This is a genomic window from Fictibacillus halophilus (assembly GCF_042680145.1).
Classification (GTDB): Bacteria; Bacillota; Bacilli; order Bacillales; family Fictibacillaceae; genus Fictibacillus; species Fictibacillus halophilus_A.
In genome coordinates, this window is the sequence record NZ_JBHTNQ010000001.1 from 2549887 (window position 1) to 2568984 (window position 19098).

Below are 19098 nucleotides of genomic sequence, written 5' to 3' on the forward strand. Positions count from 1 at the left end.
AAATCCCGGCGAGCGCACATAAACCCACCGCGAACGCGCATAAACCTACCGTTAGCGCCCATATCCGCTATCAAAACAAAAAAAACAACCGAGAATTCGCTCCTCAGTTGTCCTTTTTTGTATGTCTTTCCTTCAATGTCGCTAAAACATCGTCCAAAGGTACCTTTTGCTCCTGCAAAAGCACCAATACGTGATAAAGAAGATCGGAAACTTCCCACTTCAGCTCTTCAGGATCACGATTTTTCGCTGCGATGATGACTTCTCCCGCTTCTTCCCCAACTTTTTTAAGAATCTTATCTACTCCATGTTCGAAAAGATAAGTGGTGTAAGCTCCCTCAGGCATTTCATGCTCTCGCTGCGCAATGATTTCCTGAAGCTCACTTAAAATCGCGTATCTATCAGGGGTTGGTCCATCATGATTTCCGTCTGCGCTATAAAGTGTCTCTGAAAAACAGGTGTACGTTCCTGTGTGGCAGGCTGGTCCTTGGGGCTCAACTAAAACCACTAATGCGTCCTGGTCACAGTCGTATCGGATGCTCTTTACTTTTTGTGTATTTCCGGACGTTTCACCTTTGTGCCACAATTTATTTCTCGATCTTGAAAAAAATACAGTTTCGCCGATTTCGACCGTTTTTTCGAGCGACTTTTCACTCATGTAGGCGACCGTCAAAACTTCTTTTGACTGATAATCCTGCACTACAGCAGGAATCAGGCCCTTTTCGTCAAATTTCAACTTTTCCCATTTCAACGTACAGACACCCCCAACTTTTGCAATTCTGACTTTAGCTCTCCGATTGATGTTTCTTTATAATGAAAAATGCTAGCGGCAAGACCCGCATCTGCTTTACCTTCTGTGAACGCATCATAAAAATGATCAGCGTTTCCGGCGCCGCCAGATGCAATTACAGGAACAGTCACTGCTTCACTGACTGCTTTTGTAAGTGCAAGGTTAAATCCAGACTTTTCTCCATCCTTGTCCATGCTGGTTAAAAGAATTTCTCCAGCACCTCGCTTAACTGCCTCTTGCGCCCACTCAGTGACTTCCCATTGAGTGGGTTTGCGTCCCCCATGGGTATATACACGCCATGATCCGAGCTCTTCATCATACTTTGCATCAATAGCAACTACGATACATTGAGCACCAAAGTAATCAGAGCCTTCCGTAATCAGTTCGGGTCTTAAAATTGCTGCTGTGTTCACTGAGACTTTATCAGCACCTGCTCTTAAGACTCTTTTCATATCTTCTAATTTGTTAATTCCGCCTCCGACTGTAAAAGGAATGGCGAGTTCAGCGGCAACACGTTCCACGACTTCAACTATCGTATCCCGTCCTTCATGGCTGGCTGAGATATCTAAAAATACGAGTTCATCTGCGCCTGCCTTATCGTAAAACCTGGCAAGCTCAACAGGGTCTCCAGCATCTACTAAGTTTAAAAACTGAATACCTTTTACAACCCTGCCTTCTTTTACATCTAAACAAGGAATAATTCGTTTTGTCAGCATTACTTCACACTTCCTAACGCATCTGAAAGAGTAAATCGTCCAGTGTAGAGGGCTTTTCCGATAATCGCTCCTGCGATGTTTCGCTCATCTTTCTTTAAGCTCACTAAATCGTCGATCGAGCTAACACCGCCTGAAGCAATCACTTCTTTTCCTGTAATACGTGCGAGTTCACCAATCGCTTCTACATTAGGTCCCTGCAGCATACCGTCTTTAGAGATATCAGTAAAAATAAACGTTTCAGCGCCTTCTTCTACAAGTCTCTTTGCGAGATCAACCGCCATGATGTGAGAAGTTTCAAGCCAGCCTTCAGTCGCAACAAAGCCATCCCTCGCATCAAGTCCGATCGCAACTCTTGATCCGCCATAACGGTTTAATGCTTCTCGTACGAACTCAGGATTGGAAACCGCAGCACTCCCTAAAATAACGCGGTCAACTCCTGCATCTAAATAATAAGCAACGTCATCCATCGATCGGATACCGCCGCCGATCTGCACTTTTACAGGAAGTTCTTTCGCCACACGAATGACATGTTCATGATTTATTTTTTTGCCGTCTTTAGCACCATCGAGGTCTACCATATGAATCCACTCGGCACCTTGATCTGCAAACTGTTTTGCCATATCAAACGGTGAATCGCCATATACGGTCTCCTGGTTGTAGTCACCCTGCAATAGTCTTACACATTTTCCGCCGCGCATATCAATCGCAGGATATAGTGTGAATGAACTCATTTTTGTTTTCCCTCCTCAACGAAACGGCAAAAGTTTTTCAGCATCCCCATGCCTGTTTCTGAACTTTTTTCAGGGTGAAATTGGGTACCCATAATATGATCGCGTCCAACAACAGCCGGCACTTCCACATCTTCATAATGTGCTGCAGCAGCTAAGACGTTTCTATCATCTGTTTGTACGACAAATGAATGCACAAAATATACGTAGCCTTCATCAAGCCCTTTTAACAGAGGCTGTTCATTTTGTAAAAAGTGAAGGTTGTTCCATCCCATATGAGGTACTTTATAGGTTTTGCCTTCAGCAGTAACACCGCTAAAACGATCTACTTTCCCCGGCAGAAGTCCGAGTCCTTTCGTTAACCCGTTCTCTGTACTTTCTTCAAACAGAAGCTGCATGCCTAAACAGATTCCCAGAAGCGGTTTTCCGTTCTCTGTTTCTTTTTTTATAAAATCGATAAGTCCTGTTTCCTCAAGCTCATTCATTGCATCTTTAAAAGATCCAACTCCTGGGAGCAGCAAGCCATCTGTTTCATGGAGTTCCTCTGGATTGCCAGAAAGAATGAACGGCTGTTCGATTCTCTTTAATGCGGAACAGACAGAGTGGAGGTTGCCCATTCCATAATCAATAATTCCGATCATCTATAACATTCCTTTCGTTGAAGGCACTCCTTTAACACGCGGGTCGATCTGTGTGGCTTCGTCCAGTGCTTTTGTAAAAGCTTTAAATACCGCTTCGATCATATGATGCGTATTTGTTCCATAATGAACAATCACATGCAGGTTCATTCGTGCTTCTAACGCCAGTTTCCAGAAGAATTCATGTACGAGTTCTGTATCAAACGAACCGACCTTTTGACTTGGAAACTCTGCACGAAACTCTAAATGTGGACGGTTTGAAAGATCGATTACTACTTGAGCCAATGTTTCATCCATCGGTACAAAGGCGTTTCCGTAACGCTTGATTCCTCTTTTATCACCTAATGCACCTTGAATCGCTTGTCCAAGACAGATTCCAACATCTTCAGTCGTGTGATGGTCATCAATTTCTACATCACCAGCTGCGTTCACCTTTAGATCGAAGTGGCCATGACGCGCAATCGCATCAAGCATGTGGTTTAAAAAAGGGACAGGCGTCTGGATGTCAGCTTGCCCTTCTCCATCAATATCGAGTGATAAGCTAATTTGTGTTTCTTTCGTATTTCGTTCGATCGTATGCTGACGTCTATTTTCCATTTATTTGTCCTCCAGTCGGTAATCGATCGCTCTCGCGTGAGCTTCAAGTCCTTCTAAGCGTGCAAATGCAGAAATTTTATGGCCGTTTTCTTTCATTGCTTGTTCACTATAGCGGATCACACTAGATTTTTTCGTAAAATCATCCACATTCAGCGGGCTTGAAAAACGGGCTGTTCCGCTCGTCGGAAGAACATGATTGCTGCCCGCAAAATAATCTCCCACTGGTTCAGAGCTGTATTCACCAAGGAAAATCGCTCCAGCATGCTTGATTTTTCCGAGCAGACTCATCGGATCTTTTGTCATAATTTCTAAGTGTTCCGGTGCGATCCGGTTAATAACTTCGACACCTTCAGCGAGTGAATCAACGATATAAATAGCCCCGTAATCCCGTACGGCTTGAGCAGCAATTTCTTTTCTAGGCAGGTCGTTAAGCTGGCTTTCTACTTCTGCCGCAACTTTTTCTGCAAGATCGTTGGAAGTGGTTACTAAAAATACTGCAGAACGAGGATCGTGTTCAGCTTGGGAAAGTAAATCAGCTGCAATAAATTTAGCGTTCCCTGTTTCATCTGCAAGTACGGCAATTTCGCTTGGACCCGCGATCATATCAATGTCACAAACTCCGAACACTTCCCGTTTTGCCAGTGCTACAAAAATGTTTCCTGGACCAACGATTTTATCCGTTTTTGGCACGGTTTCTGTTCCGTACGCGAGTGCACCGATCGCTTGAGCGCCGCCCAATTTAAACATCCGTTTCACGCCTGCGATTGAAGCTGCTGCTAAAACGGCTGCAGGAAGCTTTCCGTCTTTCCCAGGAGGAGATACAAGTATGATTTCTTCAACACCAGCTACAGCGGCCGGAATGACACCCATCAGAACAGATGAAGGATAGGCAGCTGTTCCGCCCGGCACATAAACTCCTACAGAATCAAGTGGAGTTACTTTTTGTCCGAGCATCGTTCCGTCTTCTCTTGTAAAAAACCAAGACTGGCGCTTCTGCTTTTCGTGATATTCCCGAATGTTTGATGCCGCTTCAGAAATAATATCGATCATCTCTTGATTAAGAGATGCAACGGCTTCATCAATTTCCTCTTTTGTTACTTCAAGAGAACTCAAGCTTACACCATCAAATTTTTCAGTGTAGTTTAAAAGTGCTTTATCACCTTCAAGTTTTACATTTTGCAAAATTTCTAAAACAGCTTTTCGCTGCTGCTCTGTATTTTGTTCAACACTTCTCTCTAACGTTTTCAATTCAGATACAGGCTGGATTTTCACTGGACATCCCCCTTGTTCTCTACGAGTTTACGCATGCGTTCGACCAGTTCGTTGATTCTCATCGCATGAAGTCTGTAGCTTGCTGGGTTCACAATAAGTCTAGATGTAATGTCTGCAATTTTTTCAAGCTCAACCAAACCGTTTTCTTTCAGTGTTCGTCCAGTTGAAACAATATCTACAATGCGGTCTGCAAGCCCAATTAATGGTGCAAGCTCAATGGAACCGTTCAATTTAATCACTTCCACTTGCTGACCTTGTTCTCGGAAATAATGAGAAGCAACATTGGGATACTTTGAAGCAATTTTCGGAGCCACTTTTTGATAGTTCCCGCCTGGCAGACCTGCTACAGCTAAATAACAGGCTGAAATCTTCAGATCCAGCACTTCGTAAACATCACGCTCTTCTTCGAGCATTACATCCTTACCAGCGATTCCGATATCCGCTACACCATGCTCTACGTATGTAGGAACATCCATCGGCTTTGCGAGAATGAATCGAAGGCCTGCTTCAGGTGCATCAATGATCAGTTTGCGTGATTCTTCAAATTCAGGCGGCAGCGGATAGCCTGCTTGTCTTAACAGGTCGACTGCTTCTTCAAATATTCTTCCTTTAGGCATCGCCATCGTTAAAACTGTACTCATTACAAGTCCTCTCCTTGCTGTCTTCCGATCAAATAATGAATTTCATCGAATCGTTTACTGAATTCATCGACATTTCTAACACCAGATAGGTCTTGCATCACTACATTTCCGCCTTCTGATCTTTTGGATTTCGCTAATTGCAGCGCTTCTTTTCTGCGTTCAGGCGTAAACAAAATGCATTGTTTTTTAATAGGGTCATTCTTGCTTCCCAAAGCTTCTATAAAATAATCCATTCGAATCGCAAATCCGATTGCTGGCGCTTTACGATCAAAACGGCTCAAAAGGTCGTCGTATCTGCCGCCGCTTGCGATCGGCGCACCGATACCAGCTGCATATCCCTCAAAAACGATGCCTGTGTAATAGCTCATGTGGCTAAACAACGTAAAGTCGAAAACGATATTTTGTGCAGCATCATAATCCTGCAGCAGTTTGTATAACGTTTTGAGTTCCTCTAAAGCTTGCTGTCCCTTTATGTTGGGTGCCAATGCAGAAGCCTCATCCAGCACTTCAATTCCGCCTCTTAAATCCAGAATTTTTAACAAGCGCTGTGTATCAATAGAAGATAACGGAAGCTCTTTTACATGAGAGGTATAACCTACATAGTTTTTCTCATTAAGGTACCGAAGAAGCTCTGCAACCCTGATATCGTTTCCTAAAATATCTGCTAAAAGCTCTTGAACGAAACCGATATGACCTACAGCTACTGTAAAAGAACTGATTCCGCTCTTTTGAATCACTTCCGTCATTAAAGCAAGTGCCTCAGCTTCTGCACTGGATGTTCCCTCACCGATCAGTTCGATCCCTACTTGTTCAAATTCAGCCGGTCTTCCTCCTTCACGCTGCTGAGCACGGAAAACAGGTGAACTATAGGCAAGGCGAAGCGGATAAGCTACATTTTTCATACTCGAAGAAACCACACGTGCGATTGGTGCTGTCATATCAGGACGTAAAACAAGTGTTTTCCCTTCCATGTCGAGAAGTTTAAACAACTGCTGATCCAGAATAGCTGACGCTTCCCCAACTGTTTCGTGATACTCCAGTGTAGGTGTCTGAATGAACTGATAGCCCCAAGACTCCATCTCTTTTTTTATTGTATTTTTTATATCTTCATTTTTTTGATAAAAAGCAGGAAGTGTATCCCGCATGCCTGCAGGCTTTTCAAAAACAAATGGTTTAGACATTTTCCTTCATCCTTTTATATGTGAAGTTGTTTTTTATAAGCTATTTTCATAAACGTTGTTGCTTTGGAAGTGGTTGATTTCCGCTCCAGATTGCTCGCTTTCCGCGGGGCGTGCGGTGAGCCTCCTTGCGCTTTGCGCCATTAGGAGTCTCACCTGTCCCACTGATCCCGCAGGACAAGGAAGGCTTCGACAGCGTTACATCGCACGAAGAAAATGTGATTTTCATTTTCGAGGAGTCTCGCCACCTTACGCTCCAATCAACAAATCAACAAAAAATGTTCAAAAGTAAAAGAGCTTTTATTAAAAAACACTTTAGTTCGCTAATATACTACCATGATAAAGATTTAGTTGTTAGTGTACACGTACCCTCGAAACATGTCAACCGATATACCCGAAAATCTTGTAGTTAAGAAATTCGATTTCAGGGAATAGTATGTAAAAAATAATACATACATATGAAAGGATGGAATGCGTCTTGTTTAATCGCATCTTTTTACTTGCCATCATAATCGGAGTGCCGCTATCTGTTTTCGGCAGCATGCAGCATTGGCCGGCCGTTATTTTATTTGTGATCTATTGTGCTACCATCGTTGCACTGGCGGGTTATATGGGCCGCGCCACAGAAAGCTTGGCTATCGTTGCCGGACCACGGATCGGAGGACTTTTAAACGCCACTTTCGGAAATGCCGTTGAACTTATCATTTCTATTTTCGCCTTAAAAGCTGGACTCATAAGTGTAGTATTAGCATCATTAACGGGTTCCGTACTAGGAAACCTTTTACTCGTAGGAGGGCTGTCCTTTTTTGTAGGAGGATTAAAATTTAAACAGCAAAAGTTCAATGTTTATGATGCCCGTCATAACGCTGGATTGCTCATCTTTGGAGTTGTTGTCGCTTTTGTTTTCCCTGAGGTGTTTTCCTATAAACTGAACGATGCTGATTCACTCACATTAAGTGTTTGGGTTTCTGTTATCATGATTGTTTTGTACATTGCCGCATTGCTGTTCAAACTCGTTACACACCGTGGTGTTTACCAGTCAGAACACGATGAGGGACATGAACACGAAACAGCAGAATGGAGCAAGATGAAAGCACTTATTATCCTTGCTCTTTCAACAGTTGCCGTTGCTTATGTTTCCGAAAAATTGGTTCATACGTTCGAAGAGGTTGGAGAAACACTCGGCTGGAGTGAAGTATTCATCGGTGTAATCATCGTTGCGATCGTCGGGAACGCCGCAGAACACGCATCTGCGATCATTATGGCTTATAAGAACAAAATGAACGTAGCTGTGGAAATAGCGATCGGCTCAACTCTGCAGATTGCCATGTTCGTCGCGCCAGTGCTCGTATTGATCTCGCTGTTCTTTGAGAAGTCAATGGCGCTCGTGTTCACGCTTCCCGAACTCGTCGCGATGGTCCTGGCCGTATTCTTGACCATCTCCTTAACCAACGACGGTGACACGAACTGGTTCGAGGGACTGACACTACTAGCAGCCTATCTCATCATGGGTGTTGGATTTTATCTTCTATAAAAGGATGTTATTGACGGTGAAGGATTTAGTTCTTCGCCGTTTTTCTTTTGAGCAAATTAGGAATAAAAAGGGGACAACTTTGATAAAGTTTAAAATAAGGACAAGGTTAGGGACGGTGCGATGATGGAGAACTACATTTCAGTTGGATCTTTTCCGGTAAAAATAGTTTGGCTTGCGATTCTGGGCTCTGCTTTGATCGCGTATGGAATATTGAACGTAAAAATAAGAAAAGAACCTGATAAAAAACAGCTTCTCGATGTTCTAAGTAATGCCATTGTAATTTGCTGGTTTATTTGGAAAATCAGCTATGTGCTCTTGCATCCGGCTCTCACTTTTAAACATCCGTTTAATCTTTTGTATTTTAACGGTGGTGAAACAGGTGTCGTTCTTGGCATTATTGCAGCCGTTCTCTATTTATTGAGAGCAGCAGGAAAAAGAGAGCTCGATAGAAACCGGATTTTTTATAGCGGTATTTTAGGCCTGACGATATTCTTTGCGGTCTATTACGGCGCACATTTTGCATCCGAAACAGTAGCAGCAGACGGTCTGATCTCTTTATTTTTTACAATTCTAGCTTTTTATCTTTACACATATGGATCATTTCAGCTCAAAAAAACCGTTCTTTCTATGCTTGTGACTGCCCTTTTCTTTTCAGTCATTAACAATACTCCGCTTGGCGGCAAAAAAGAAGACGCTGCAGCTGTTGAAACAGTGGCTACTGGTATAAAGCCAGGAAACAAAGCACCCGATTTCGACCTTAAAACGATTGATGGAGAAACGATGCGGCTTTCAGATCTAAAAGGAAATGTCGTGTTTATTAACCTTTGGGCAACATGGTGTCCGCCATGCCGAGCAGAAATGCCTGAGATGGTGCGCTATTATAATGAGCACTCATCTGAAAAAATCGAAATTCTCGCAGTAAACCTGACTGATAGTGATTCAGAAAAAGAAGTGAAGCAGTTTGCCGATGATTATAAGATTAACTTCCCTATCCTGCTAGATACAGAAGGTAAAGCCGGTAACCTGTACAAAACCGTATCGATCCCTACCACTTTTATTGTAGATAAAAAAGGAATTATTCGCGAAAAATACATCGGTCCGATGAGCTACGAGATGATGGATGAATTCGTGAAGGCAGCGCAATAAAAAGGGATCAAATGAGAGGCGTTTGTTACACAAACGGTTATATTTTTAATGAAAAATGAGAAAAAAGCTGGTTTCCGCTACCCTTTTAAGGTGCGGGAATCAGCTTTTTGCAGTAAAGATACCTCATCGCTAAAGAATCCCACATTAAAAACAATATAACCACGAGTCGACAAACCTCGACATATCGCGGTTCATTCCCCCTAGAATTTCTCAAACAAATAAAGCTTCGCGTTTTCAGGGCGTCCAAGCTTTGGTCCTTTAAATCCGCGACGAATCAATTCTTTCCTCATAAACATCATCAATGCACCGTGGCTGACGATTAGCGCATTTTCCTCACTCTCTTCTAAAATCCGGTCAACGACTTTAGAAACACGCATTTCCACATCTGTCCTGCGTTCCAGCTGAGATTTATGGTTAAAGAACCAAGCCGCTCGGATGCACAATGGGTAAAGAATCATCGGGATTTTAATGTCCCGCTTAAAGAAAGGATATACAGCAATTTCCCGAAGCTCATCAGTCCTAATCAGTTCCCCGTTATAGATTTTTGAAGCTGTAATCTCAGCTCGTCGAACGGTACTTACATAGCATTTCCGCCACTCAATCCCGCCTAAATCCACCTCGGATTCTTCCACATCAGATTCTTCATATTCCTTCATCCATTGATCAAATTCTGAAGGGGTGATCCATTTCTCTGTTGGATATCCCCTTGTTACTTTAAAATGCCTGACCAACCCGATTTTCATTATTCCACCCACTGCTCTCTATCTATTTTTTTGTCATTCTCCGCTATCTCTTTTAAAACTTTAGCTCGTCTCACAATAAAATCCGCCATATATTTTTCTAAGAAAAGTCGATCTGCTAATTTTCCAATCACGCCAAATGGTGATTTATAATCAAAATGGTCTGTCATCAAAGTCCCCTTATCTTTTACCTCAAAAGTATGCGTATGTCTGAAGGAATGAAAAGCTCCTTTTACCATCACATCAACAAATCGATAAGGTCTGTCCATTTCAATGATCCTTGCAGTCAGCCGTTGTTTAACCCCTAAATGTACTGCTTCCCATGTAACTGAGTCGCCATTCTCCAACAGCCCAGACGTAACTCCGCCCACAGCTCTTTCCTTTGTATGGGAAGTGGTCAATGTATGTATATCTACATTTCTGGCAAGGTCAAAACAAACTTCAATAGGTGCTTTTATGTATTCCTGATGCTTTATAACTGGCATTTGAATCTCTCACTTTCAAACGATTCAAAAACAACACCCCACAAAGTGAGGTGCTGCTCATTTTATACTTTAGTTATTCCACGCATAAAAAGAAATTCCTTCACTCAAATGATCTTTGAAAAAGGCGATGAGGTCTGGCAGTGTAAAGTAGTTGCGATAATCCTCATTTACACCGAAAACGTCTTTTACGTAAACTATGCCCAGCTGATCCTTTTCCTCAAACAAAATGAGCCCGTATCCATCTCTCATTGTAAAAATGACTGGACAGCCGAGCTTCAAACTATACGTGAACTGCTCTCGATTTTCGATTGGTCTTAATGACTCCTGCGTATAAAGCGGCCCTAAAAACCACTGCTTCATTTTATCTTTTATACCCATGTCATTCACCCCGCTTATTTCATCATATGCGGGTGTTGTTGAATGTTACATCTCGTTTAATCAAGCAAATTTTTTTCTAAAATAATTTTATGTAATCCTTTTTCGTTCCTGTAGGTACTAATGATATCAAACCCGGATTTGATATTTAAGATCAGCATGCTTCTCCACTTATTCATCGTTTTAGTCTTAACGATGTGATAGCCGTTCTCCTTCAAATACTCATGTTGCTGTTCCATTAGTTTTGCTGCAATTCCTTGTCCTCGATGCTGGGAATCAACACCGCCAAGCCAGCTATAAAACTTTCTTTTATCTAACTCATACCCCATTTTATATCCAATGACATTGCCATCTTGCAAAGCAATGTTCACCAGAAGGCCAGGCTTACTTTTCATCTTGTTGACCAAATTGCCTGACTTGCCGAAAATACGTTCATGCAAATCTATTAAGTTATCCAACATCGGCTGTTCAGGAATAGATTGAACACGTATGTATTGGATGTTCACAACGCTTCGCCTCACTTTATAAATACAAAGAATCTCCCTGACTGCAGAGAGATTCTTTTTTTATTATTAGCTTGCTAATCTTTTCGACTCTTCAAATTCCTCTTGAATTTCTGCACTAGGTTCCTTAGTCATCAGGCTGACTACCACGATTGCAAGTGTACATGCGATGAAACCTGGAATGATCTCATACACTTCGGCAAACGCCGGGATAAGCTCCCACACGATTACAGTGACAGCACCTACAATAATGCCAGCGAAAGCAGCCCATTTTGTCATGCGTTTCCAATATAGGCTTAATAACACGACTGGTCCGAACGCTGCTCCAAATCCTGCCCATGCATAACCAACAAGATTTAGAATCGTTTCACTCGGATTAATCGCCAATACAAATGCGATAACTGCGATGACTAAAACTGCTAATCTGCCAATGAATACGAGTTCCTTATCAGACGCTGAACGTTTAACAAACGCTTTATAAAAATCCTCTGTCAGCGCACTGGACGTTACTAGTAATTGTGAAGATATGGTACTCATTACAGCAGCTAGAATCGCAGCTAATAAGAATCCAGTAATGATTGGGTGGAACAATACATCAGACAGTAAGATAAATACCGTTTCAGCTGTTGACTCATCCAAAGGTGCACCTGACTGGTTGAAATAAGCGATCCCAACCAAACCAGTAAACATCGCACCTACGATTGAGAAAATCATCCATCCCATTCCGATTCGTCTCGCACTCTTCATTTCTTTTACAGAGGTGATTGCCATAAAACGAACAATGATATGAGGCTGTCCAAAATATCCAAGGCCCCACGCCAATAATGAGATAATTCCAATCAAGCTTGTCCCCGTAAAAGCATCCAGCAAAGCAGGACTTACACGATCAATCTCGTTAAAAGTTGTATTCCAACCGCCTACTTCCAAAATAGCGACAAAGGGAACAAGAATGAGCGCAAGAAACATGATTGCACCTTGAACAAAGTCTGTGTAGCTTACTGCTAAAAAACCACCGAACAGTGTATAAATGATTACTACACCAGCTGTAATAATCATTCCCCACATATAGCCCGTGTCAAAAGCAGTTTCGAAAAGCTGGCCTCCAGCAACCATTCCTGATGATGTGTAAAAAGTAAAAAAGATAATAATTACAAAAGCTGAAGTGATCCTTAAGATACGAGATGTGTCTTTAAATCGATTTTCAAAATAATCCGGTATCGTAATTGAATTATTTGATACTTCTGTATACGTTCTTAATCGTGGTGCAACATATAACCAGTTTAAATAAGCACCTATACATAGACCTACTACGATCCATCCTGCACTTACCCCAGACATATACATAGCACCGGGCAGTCCCATCAACAGCCAGCCGCTCATATCTGAAGCTCCTGCACTTAATGCAGTGACAGCTGGACCTAGATCTCTTCCGCCAAGCATATAATCTGTAAGGTTGGATGTTCTTTTATACGCATACAGACCAATAAGTACCATACCAATCATATAAACACTGATTGAAAAAATAACACCATAATCCATCATATTCAGTTTACCTCCTGCTCTCTCATGTTGTTAAAACGCTTTCATTTTTTTAAAAATTAGAAAAAGGAACATTTTTATTATAAATACATTTTTCGACAAAAGGAATATAATTTTTTTGGAAATGGCATCTGCATTGTGATTTATAGGTGAAAAAACATAAATTCAGAGTGGATTGCTACGAAATCAAACGCAATTAGGAGGCTTGGCGATCGCCAAGCTACTGACCACCGTGTTTTAAGGGCATATAAAAGGTCAGAAAGGTACCTAGTTGAATTAATTTCACCGTAGGTAGCAATAATTTCACCATATTGCTCTTTATTTTGAAAAATACAAGCAATATATTCACCATTTCAGCCGATATATTGAAGAATCTACAATTTTCGACATACCCCGCTACTCACCCTCTTACAAAACAACAAAAAAACCGACACCCAGTTCATAAGGCGTTTGGGCGCCAGTTTTCGCAGAATACTATTATAGCTTTTTACGTCTTAAACGTTTCACTTTAACAAATTGATGTGTGAACTGATCCAGCTCCTGATCGCGGTAGATGTAGAAGAAACGATGATGATGACCATCCTTCATCTCAGTGAGTTCACAGTTCATGTAGTGATCCATCTCTTGTCTGGTCAACTCGACTGTGTACAGTTTGCCGTGACTCGGAATATCTAGTTGGATCTCGTTTAAAAAATGGAGTTCTTTAAATAAATAAATAGAAGTATCAAGGAGAAATTCACAGATTAAATCTTCTGAACCAAAGTAGTGTTGAAAATGTTCGCGTGTAAGCGAAGTATGGGGTACGTAACGCTTGTAGGTAGAAAAATCACCGTAAAAAACCAGCTTTGCACGTGTGCTTTGAAGTTCATAATACTTAACGAGGCCGCTGCCTTTCATTTTTGAAACAGCCGTGCGGAAACGGTACGTATCACGGGCTGCTAATTGTTCGGCCTTGTTTTCTGGATGTGCTGCTTTCGGTGCATGCTGAGACTGGCAGTTGTCTTCTACTAGGTGTCCAATCTTAAATGAATTCTTCATATAAACGATCGAGAATGATTTCCTTCTCATGGTATGCGCCTCCAGCTTTCGCTTTTTTGCCTGATTTAAGTATACGACGAAATTTCAGAAAACCCAAGAGGGGAACATCCGACAAATTTAGCTGTTTTCCGCTTCCCTCTTTGATCGCTCTTCTTTTGTATAAATCACTTGCATCGGGTTGCCTCCGACAAACGATCCTTCAGGTACGCTTTTGTGAACGAGCGTACCGGCCGATACAATCGCCCCATCACCAATCGTGACACCTGGAAGGATTGTTGAATTAGCTCCGATCATCACTTCGTCCCCGATGATCACATCGCCTAGGCGATATTCTTTTATTAAATACTCATGAGCAAGAATCGTTGTATTGTAGCCGATTACGCAGTTCTTCCCGACCGTGATCCGCTCAGGGTACATGATATCTGGCATCACCATTAATGCAAAAGCTGTCCCTTCACCGACTTTCATTCTTAAAAAAGTCCGGTACAGCCAATTTTTCATAGGCAAAAAGGGAGTGTATCTAGCGGCTTGTATGGCAACAAAATTTTTCACGACTTTCCAAAATGGAACCGTATCATATACCTGATATAACGAGTTCCTGCCTTTTACAGGATAACGCTCTGTATCACGCACTTATCTCTCTCCTAAAACATCCAGCAAATCCGTCATTTCATTCAGCATGTAATCCGGATTAAACTGCTGCAAATAATCATTGCCTCGAATCGTCCAAGATACGCCTGCAGTCTGTGTTCCGGCATTCTGGCCAGCAAGAATGTCATACTTGCTGTCTCCTACCATGATTGCTCGTTCTGGAGTGGATTGAAGCAATGCTAACGCTTTTTGAATGGGCTCTGGATCGGGCTTCGCTTTTTCAACATCATCAAGTGTAACAACGGTTTGGAAGAACTTATCGAGTCCAACAAGTTTCAAGCCCATCTCAACCGTGTTTCTCATTTTAGTTGTTACAATGCCCAATTTGTAGCCTTTTTTATACAATTCTTCTACTGTTTCGAAAACTCCTTTAAACTCCGTTACAAGTTCATCATGATGTGCGATGTTATGCTCTCGGTAAGTTTGAACGAGATCTTGAACACGTTCCTTATCGAACTGTTCCATCGTTTCGATGAGCGGCATACCCATTAAAGGCAGGATGTGCTCTCGGTTGTATTGTTCAGGAAAATATTTTTCAAGCGTGTACAGAAAAGAAGCGATGATCAGCTCATTCGTGTTGATCAGCGTTCCGTCCAGATCAAATAGTATGGTGTCCCGTTTCATGTTGTGAGTCCTTTCTTGTTGAACTATTTTTCCGTTCCATCTGGTTCCACACATAAGCCACAAGCATTGTGAGCAGGATTGCGGTCACCAGCCTGATAATTAAAAGCGGCATGACCGGAATACCGAGTGGAACAAAAATCAATGTATCTTCGACAACAGCATGACAGCTTACTAGAAAAATAAATGCCAGATAGAGGTCTTTTTTTGAAACTCCGTCTTCTTTCGCTGCCTGCATCATAATCCCAGCTCCATAAGCAAGACCGATCGTAAGCCCTGCTGCCATCGTCATGGACGTGTTTTCTTTCATACCTAAAAGTTTCATAGCGGGCGCCATCCAGTTCGAAAACCGGTTCAGCCAGCCTTTGTCTTTCAGATATTGCATGACAATCATAAGCGGAATAACGATAAGAGCTAACTGTAAAATGCCAAGTGACGCTTTTTCAAGAGCGGTTAAGGTGATTTCACCCCATCCGTTCGGTGCCGCTTCTGGCTTTGAGATAAAACCATACTGAGCCTTTTCAGTTCCGCCATCCCAAAAAAGATTGATCATAAACGCGGAAAATAGAGCCAATCCGACTCGGACAAGCAGGATCACCCATAACTTAATGCCAACACTCGCTGCAACACCTGATTCGATAAATAGGTTATGAGAGAACGAGAGCATTACAGCCAGGATAAAAACATCCTGAACCGTTAATGTATCAAGAGTCAAAATCCCCCCGATACCAGCGTAGAGATTAAGAAAATTCCCGAGTACGAGCGGAATAGCCGCTTCACCCGGCAGTCCGATCCACTTCATTGCTGGTGCGATTGTGGAAATGAGCCAATCCAGCACAGGTGTATGGCTTAATAATGTAATGATCAGTGTTACGGGGAATATGATTTTCCCAAGCGTCCAAGTGGTTTTCAAGCCTGCAAGTGTGCCTGATTTTAACGTCTCCACTTTTCATTCGCCTCCCTTAGCTCTCCAAATATCTTTTTTCAGCCATGCCTGTTTTTCTTCTATAGATCCAGATGATGACTGCAGCAACAATCCAGATTAAGCTCATTACTTGAGCGATTCGAAGAGAAGTATCCCAAACAATCAAACTGTCTGTACGCAATCCTTCCACAAAGAAACGGCCGATTGAGTACCAGATAATATAAGTTAAGAACAGTTCCCCTCTATGAAGGTTTACTCTGCGTAAATAAAGAAGAATAATGACACCCGCGAAGCTCCAAAGAGATTCATATAAAAATGTTGGATGATAGTAGGTCCCGTCAATGTACATCTGATTGATGATAAAGTCAGGCAGCATCAGTGACTCCAGGAAATCTCTTGTAACAGGTCCGCCGTGAGCCTCCTGATTCATGAAATTGCCCCAGCGGCCGATCGCTTGACCGAGCAAAATACTAGGTGCTGCAATATCAACAAGCTTCCAAAACGAGATTCCTTTTCTTTTACAGAAAATAAGCCCCGTTAAGAAAGAACCGATCAGTGCACCATGAATAGCGATTCCGCCTTCCCACACTGCCAGGATCTTACCAGGATTATCTTTGTAAAAGTCCCATTCAAACGCAACATAATAAAGTCTTGCACAAAGAATCGCAACAGGAACAGCAATCATAACCACATCTACAAAGGTGTCCTTTGCAAGTCCCCGGCGCTCAGATTCTCTAACGGCGAGCCATAGACCGAGCATCGCACCTAAACCAATAATAAGTCCGTACCAATAGATCGTGATAGGGCCTAACTCCAGCGCTACACGGTCCAAGGGCTGAATCGTTTGTTCCACATTCTCCACTTCCTTTTATTTCTTATAGATCTTCATCGTCTCCAGCTTCGATAACATCAGTCAGCCTCTCGGAAAATTGCTGTGCAGCGTTCATACCCATTCTCTTCAACCGGAAGTTCATGGCTGCTACCTCAATGATTACCGCTAGGTTTCGTCCAGGACGAACGGGAATCGTCAGAATGGGTATCTCTGTGTCGATGATTTTCGTTGTTTCCTCTTCCAATCCTAGTCGGTCATACACCTTCTTAGAATCCCAAACTTCAAGATTCATTACAATTGAGATTTTTTTATAGTTGCGGATCGCTCCAGCACCAAACAGCGTCATCACATTGATGATTCCAAGACCTCTGATTTCTAAAAGATGCTGAATCAGTTCAGGTGCGCTGCCAATTAGCGTATCTTCATCTTCCTGACGGATTTCAACAGAATCATCGGCAACGAGTCTGTGACCGCGCTTTACAAGTTCAAGCGCCGTTTCACTCTTACCAACTCCTGAGTTACCGGTAATAAGCACACCAATACCATATATATCGACAAGCACACCATGCTTCGCAGTCGTTGGTGCAAGACGGCTCTCAAGAAAGTTCGTGATGCGGCTCGAAAGACGTGTTGTCGTTACAGGTGATCGCATGATCGGCACTCCTGTTTTGTGTGATGCCTTCAGCAGCTCTTTTGGTACCTCGATATCGCGTGAAACGATGATTCCAGGGGTTTCATCCGTACAAAGCAGGCTCAATCTCTCCATGCGGGTCTCTGGATCCAGCTCAGAAATGAACGACAGCTCCGTTTTTCCTAATAACTGAAGACGCTCTCCCGGATAAAAAGTAAAATACCCAGCCATCTCAAGACCAGGGCGTGAAATATCGCTCGTACGAATCGTGCGGTGGATGCCTTCCTCACCGCTGACGAGCTCCAGTTGAAACTTATTGATTAATTCATGAATATGTACCTTCGCCATAGGGTCCTCCTTGACATTTTCCAATGATTCTATTGTATCACTTCATAACTGTATTAACCAAAAGGTTGCGCCTGAAATTTATTAGTCAGACGTCCACGCATAAACATTTACAGGAATCGTGTTAAATGTCGTGTTTTTCTCATGTTTCATGCCTAGCTTTAGAGCAACGTTAACAGATCTTTCGTTTTGCTGCTGGATGAGGCATACGAGCCGGTTTAAGTGAAGTTTTTGATAAGCATAGTTTTTAAAAAAGGCTGCTGCTTCAGTCGCATATCCGTTTCCCCAATATTCTTTGGCGAGCCAATAACCGATTTCGAATTCTTTCTTGCCGTCTATTGCTTGCTGAACAACTCCTGCATGACCGATAGGCTGCTCGGTTTCTTTTTGAAGGATAAGATACAGGCCTCTTCCTTCCCGATAACCTGGCAGAAGCCATTCTTGAAAACTTTTTTGAGCTTCCTCTGTAGATCTTGTCACACCTTTTCCGATGAATTGGACAACATCCTGATCAGCCCATAATGAGGCGAAAAACGGAAAATCATCATTTGTGTAGCACCTGAATTGAAGACGTTCTGTTTCCATTTTGATTTGCCCCTTTTAAAAACAAGGACCGTTTGAAAAGTACAAACGGCCTTGGATTTGTTGTTTATTCGTTTATGGTTATTGAAATTCTATCATGAAGAGCGAGCTTGTGGCTCGGTTTCGTTAAACAATTGTTTAAAAGAATATGACCGTTTTTGATCTTTTGAGCTATTTCTGTCCGGCCCCAGCCTTCAATATGGTCGGCAAGTGTCCGGTCTATCCGGAAGTTCCCCTCAGCTCCAGTAATGTTAATTTCATAGGATTCGCTACCTGATACAGAAAGGGATATCTTTTCACCTTCCTCTATCAGCTCAAACTCAGAAGGAACAAGTGTCGCAGGATCAACATGGTTGGTAAACGATTTATAAATATCGAGCTTTTTATTCCAAGAATGATTCTTCGGACACTTATAAATCGCAAACTGATAAATGTTTTTACCGTTCGCATTATGTCTTCGAATTGTTGTATCTGTAAAAACCGTAACCTTTCCGCACATTTTGCATTGTTTTTTCACAGTATCGGCTTCATGTTTTTTATTGAGCTTAATGGAATATTGTTTAGTTTGCATAATGATTTCACCTCGTAATAGTA

23 protein-coding genes are annotated in these 19098 nt (G+C 42.3%); 2 read left to right on the plus strand and 21 right to left on the minus strand.

The genetic code is table 11. The annotated features are described in order from the left end of the window. Positions 1 to 103: 103 nt before the first annotated feature. Genes hisIE through ACFQ4X_RS13145 form a run of 8 tightly spaced genes read right to left on the minus strand, consistent with a single transcriptional unit; the run spans position 104 to position 6560 of the window. The gene (hisIE, locus tag ACFQ4X_RS13110; RefSeq protein ID WP_379835767.1) at positions 104 to 748 is read right to left on the minus strand and encodes a bifunctional phosphoribosyl-AMP cyclohydrolase/phosphoribosyl-ATP diphosphatase HisIE; all 645 of its coding nucleotides are present in this window, start codon (positions 746 to 748) and stop codon (positions 104 to 106) included. Beyond that, on the minus strand, positions 745 to 1503 hold the full coding sequence (gene hisF, locus ACFQ4X_RS13115) for an imidazole glycerol phosphate synthase subunit HisF (RefSeq protein WP_379835769.1): 759 nt from the start codon (positions 1501 to 1503) through the stop codon (positions 745 to 747). Before hisF ends, hisIE begins: the two co-directional genes overlap by 4 nt. Continuing rightward, positions 1503 to 2234, minus strand: coding sequence for a 1-(5-phosphoribosyl)-5-[(5-phosphoribosylamino)methylideneamino]imidazole-4-carboxamide isomerase (gene hisA / locus ACFQ4X_RS13120; protein WP_379835771.1), 732 nt, complete (start codon positions 2232 to 2234; stop codon positions 1503 to 1505). Before hisA ends, hisF begins: the two co-directional genes overlap by 1 nt. Then, positions 2231 to 2872 carry an imidazole glycerol phosphate synthase subunit HisH gene (gene hisH / locus ACFQ4X_RS13125; protein ID WP_379835773.1) on the minus strand — a complete coding sequence of 214 codons (642 nt, stop codon included), beginning with the start codon at positions 2870 to 2872 and terminating at the stop codon, positions 2231 to 2233. Before hisH ends, hisA begins: the two co-directional genes overlap by 4 nt. After that, entirely contained in the window at positions 2873 to 3466 is a 594-nt protein-coding gene (gene hisB, locus ACFQ4X_RS13130; protein ID WP_379835775.1) for an imidazoleglycerol-phosphate dehydratase HisB, read from the minus strand. It lies immediately after the preceding gene. Continuing rightward, positions 3467 to 4738 (minus strand): histidinol dehydrogenase, encoded by a 1272-nt coding sequence (hisD, locus tag ACFQ4X_RS13135; RefSeq protein WP_379835777.1) that lies wholly within the window; start codon positions 4736 to 4738, stop codon positions 3467 to 3469. Continuing rightward, positions 4735 to 5379, minus strand: a complete 645-nt coding sequence (gene hisG / locus ACFQ4X_RS13140; RefSeq protein WP_379835779.1) for an ATP phosphoribosyltransferase — start codon at positions 5377 to 5379, stop codon at positions 4735 to 4737. Before hisG ends, hisD begins: the two co-directional genes overlap by 4 nt. Beyond that, positions 5379 to 6560 carry an ATP phosphoribosyltransferase regulatory subunit gene (locus ACFQ4X_RS13145; protein WP_379835781.1) on the minus strand — a complete coding sequence of 394 codons (1182 nt, stop codon included), beginning with the start codon at positions 6558 to 6560 and terminating at the stop codon, positions 5379 to 5381. The genes hisG and ACFQ4X_RS13145 overlap by 1 nt, the downstream gene beginning before the upstream one ends. A 475-nt stretch (positions 6561 to 7035) precedes the next feature. Between ACFQ4X_RS13145 and cax the strand changes: the two genes are divergently transcribed. Together cax and ACFQ4X_RS13155 are read left to right on the plus strand one after the other, a co-directional pair. Further along, positions 7036 to 8091, plus strand: coding sequence for a calcium/proton exchanger (gene cax, locus ACFQ4X_RS13150; RefSeq protein ID WP_379835783.1), 1056 nt, complete (start codon positions 7036 to 7038; stop codon positions 8089 to 8091). A 123-nt stretch (positions 8092 to 8214) separates the two neighbouring features. Beyond that, a complete protein-coding gene (locus tag ACFQ4X_RS13155; protein WP_379835785.1) occupies positions 8215 to 9237 on the plus strand; it encodes a TlpA family protein disulfide reductase in 1023 nt (340 codons plus the stop codon). A gap of 200 nt (positions 9238 to 9437) precedes the next feature. On the opposite strand, the gene ACFQ4X_RS13160 is transcribed toward ACFQ4X_RS13155, so the two are convergent. The 13 genes from ACFQ4X_RS13160 to ACFQ4X_RS13220 all read right to left on the minus strand — a co-directional run bounded on the left by ACFQ4X_RS13160 (position 9438) and on the right by ACFQ4X_RS13220 (position 19075). After that, positions 9438 to 9980 (minus strand): histidine phosphatase family protein, encoded by a 543-nt coding sequence (locus ACFQ4X_RS13160; protein ID WP_379835787.1) that lies wholly within the window; start codon positions 9978 to 9980, stop codon positions 9438 to 9440. Next, the gene (locus ACFQ4X_RS13165; RefSeq protein WP_379835789.1) at positions 9980 to 10462 is read right to left on the minus strand and encodes an SRPBCC family protein; all 483 of its coding nucleotides are present in this window, start codon (positions 10460 to 10462) and stop codon (positions 9980 to 9982) included. Before ACFQ4X_RS13165 ends, ACFQ4X_RS13160 begins: the two co-directional genes overlap by 1 nt. A 69-nt stretch (positions 10463 to 10531) precedes the next feature. Next, entirely contained in the window at positions 10532 to 10840 is a 309-nt protein-coding gene (locus ACFQ4X_RS13170) for a hypothetical protein (protein ID WP_379835791.1), read from the minus strand. Positions 10841 to 10896: 56 nt separating this feature from the next. Next, complete coding sequence (locus ACFQ4X_RS13175) at positions 10897 to 11343, minus strand: GNAT family N-acetyltransferase (protein ID WP_379835793.1); 447 nt, start codon at positions 11341 to 11343, stop codon at positions 10897 to 10899. A 66-nt stretch (positions 11344 to 11409) separates the two neighbouring features. Then, positions 11410 to 12879: a sodium/proline symporter PutP gene (putP, locus tag ACFQ4X_RS13180; protein ID WP_379837164.1), complete on the minus strand. Its 1470-nt coding sequence runs from the start codon at positions 12877 to 12879 to the stop codon at positions 11410 to 11412. Positions 12880 to 13356: 477 nt separating this feature from the next. Further along, positions 13357 to 13947, minus strand: a complete 591-nt coding sequence (locus tag ACFQ4X_RS13185; RefSeq protein WP_379835795.1) for a hypothetical protein — start codon at positions 13945 to 13947, stop codon at positions 13357 to 13359. Between the two features lie 87 nt (positions 13948 to 14034). Then, the gene (locus tag ACFQ4X_RS13190) at positions 14035 to 14550 is read right to left on the minus strand and encodes an acyltransferase (RefSeq protein ID WP_379835797.1); all 516 of its coding nucleotides are present in this window, start codon (positions 14548 to 14550) and stop codon (positions 14035 to 14037) included. After that, the gene (gene ppaX / locus ACFQ4X_RS13195) at positions 14551 to 15192 is read right to left on the minus strand and encodes a pyrophosphatase PpaX (protein ID WP_379835799.1); all 642 of its coding nucleotides are present in this window, start codon (positions 15190 to 15192) and stop codon (positions 14551 to 14553) included. Further along, positions 15167 to 16135, minus strand: coding sequence for a nucleoside recognition domain-containing protein (locus ACFQ4X_RS13200; RefSeq protein ID WP_379835801.1), 969 nt, complete (start codon positions 16133 to 16135; stop codon positions 15167 to 15169). The genes ppaX and ACFQ4X_RS13200 overlap by 26 nt, the downstream gene beginning before the upstream one ends. Before the next feature lie 16 nt (positions 16136 to 16151). Next, positions 16152 to 16967, minus strand: a complete 816-nt coding sequence (gene lgt / locus ACFQ4X_RS13205) for a prolipoprotein diacylglyceryl transferase (RefSeq protein WP_379835803.1) — start codon at positions 16965 to 16967, stop codon at positions 16152 to 16154. Between the two features lie 22 nt (positions 16968 to 16989). Then, positions 16990 to 17925, minus strand: a complete 936-nt coding sequence (gene hprK / locus ACFQ4X_RS13210) for an HPr(Ser) kinase/phosphatase (RefSeq protein ID WP_379835805.1) — start codon at positions 17923 to 17925, stop codon at positions 16990 to 16992. Positions 17926 to 18006: 81 nt separating this feature from the next. Continuing rightward, the gene (locus ACFQ4X_RS13215; protein ID WP_379835807.1) at positions 18007 to 18507 is read right to left on the minus strand and encodes a GNAT family N-acetyltransferase; all 501 of its coding nucleotides are present in this window, start codon (positions 18505 to 18507) and stop codon (positions 18007 to 18009) included. 64 nt (positions 18508 to 18571) lie between these two features. After that, complete coding sequence (locus ACFQ4X_RS13220; RefSeq protein WP_379835809.1) at positions 18572 to 19075, minus strand: cytoplasmic protein; 504 nt, start codon at positions 19073 to 19075, stop codon at positions 18572 to 18574. Positions 19076 to 19098: the final 23 nt, after the last annotated feature.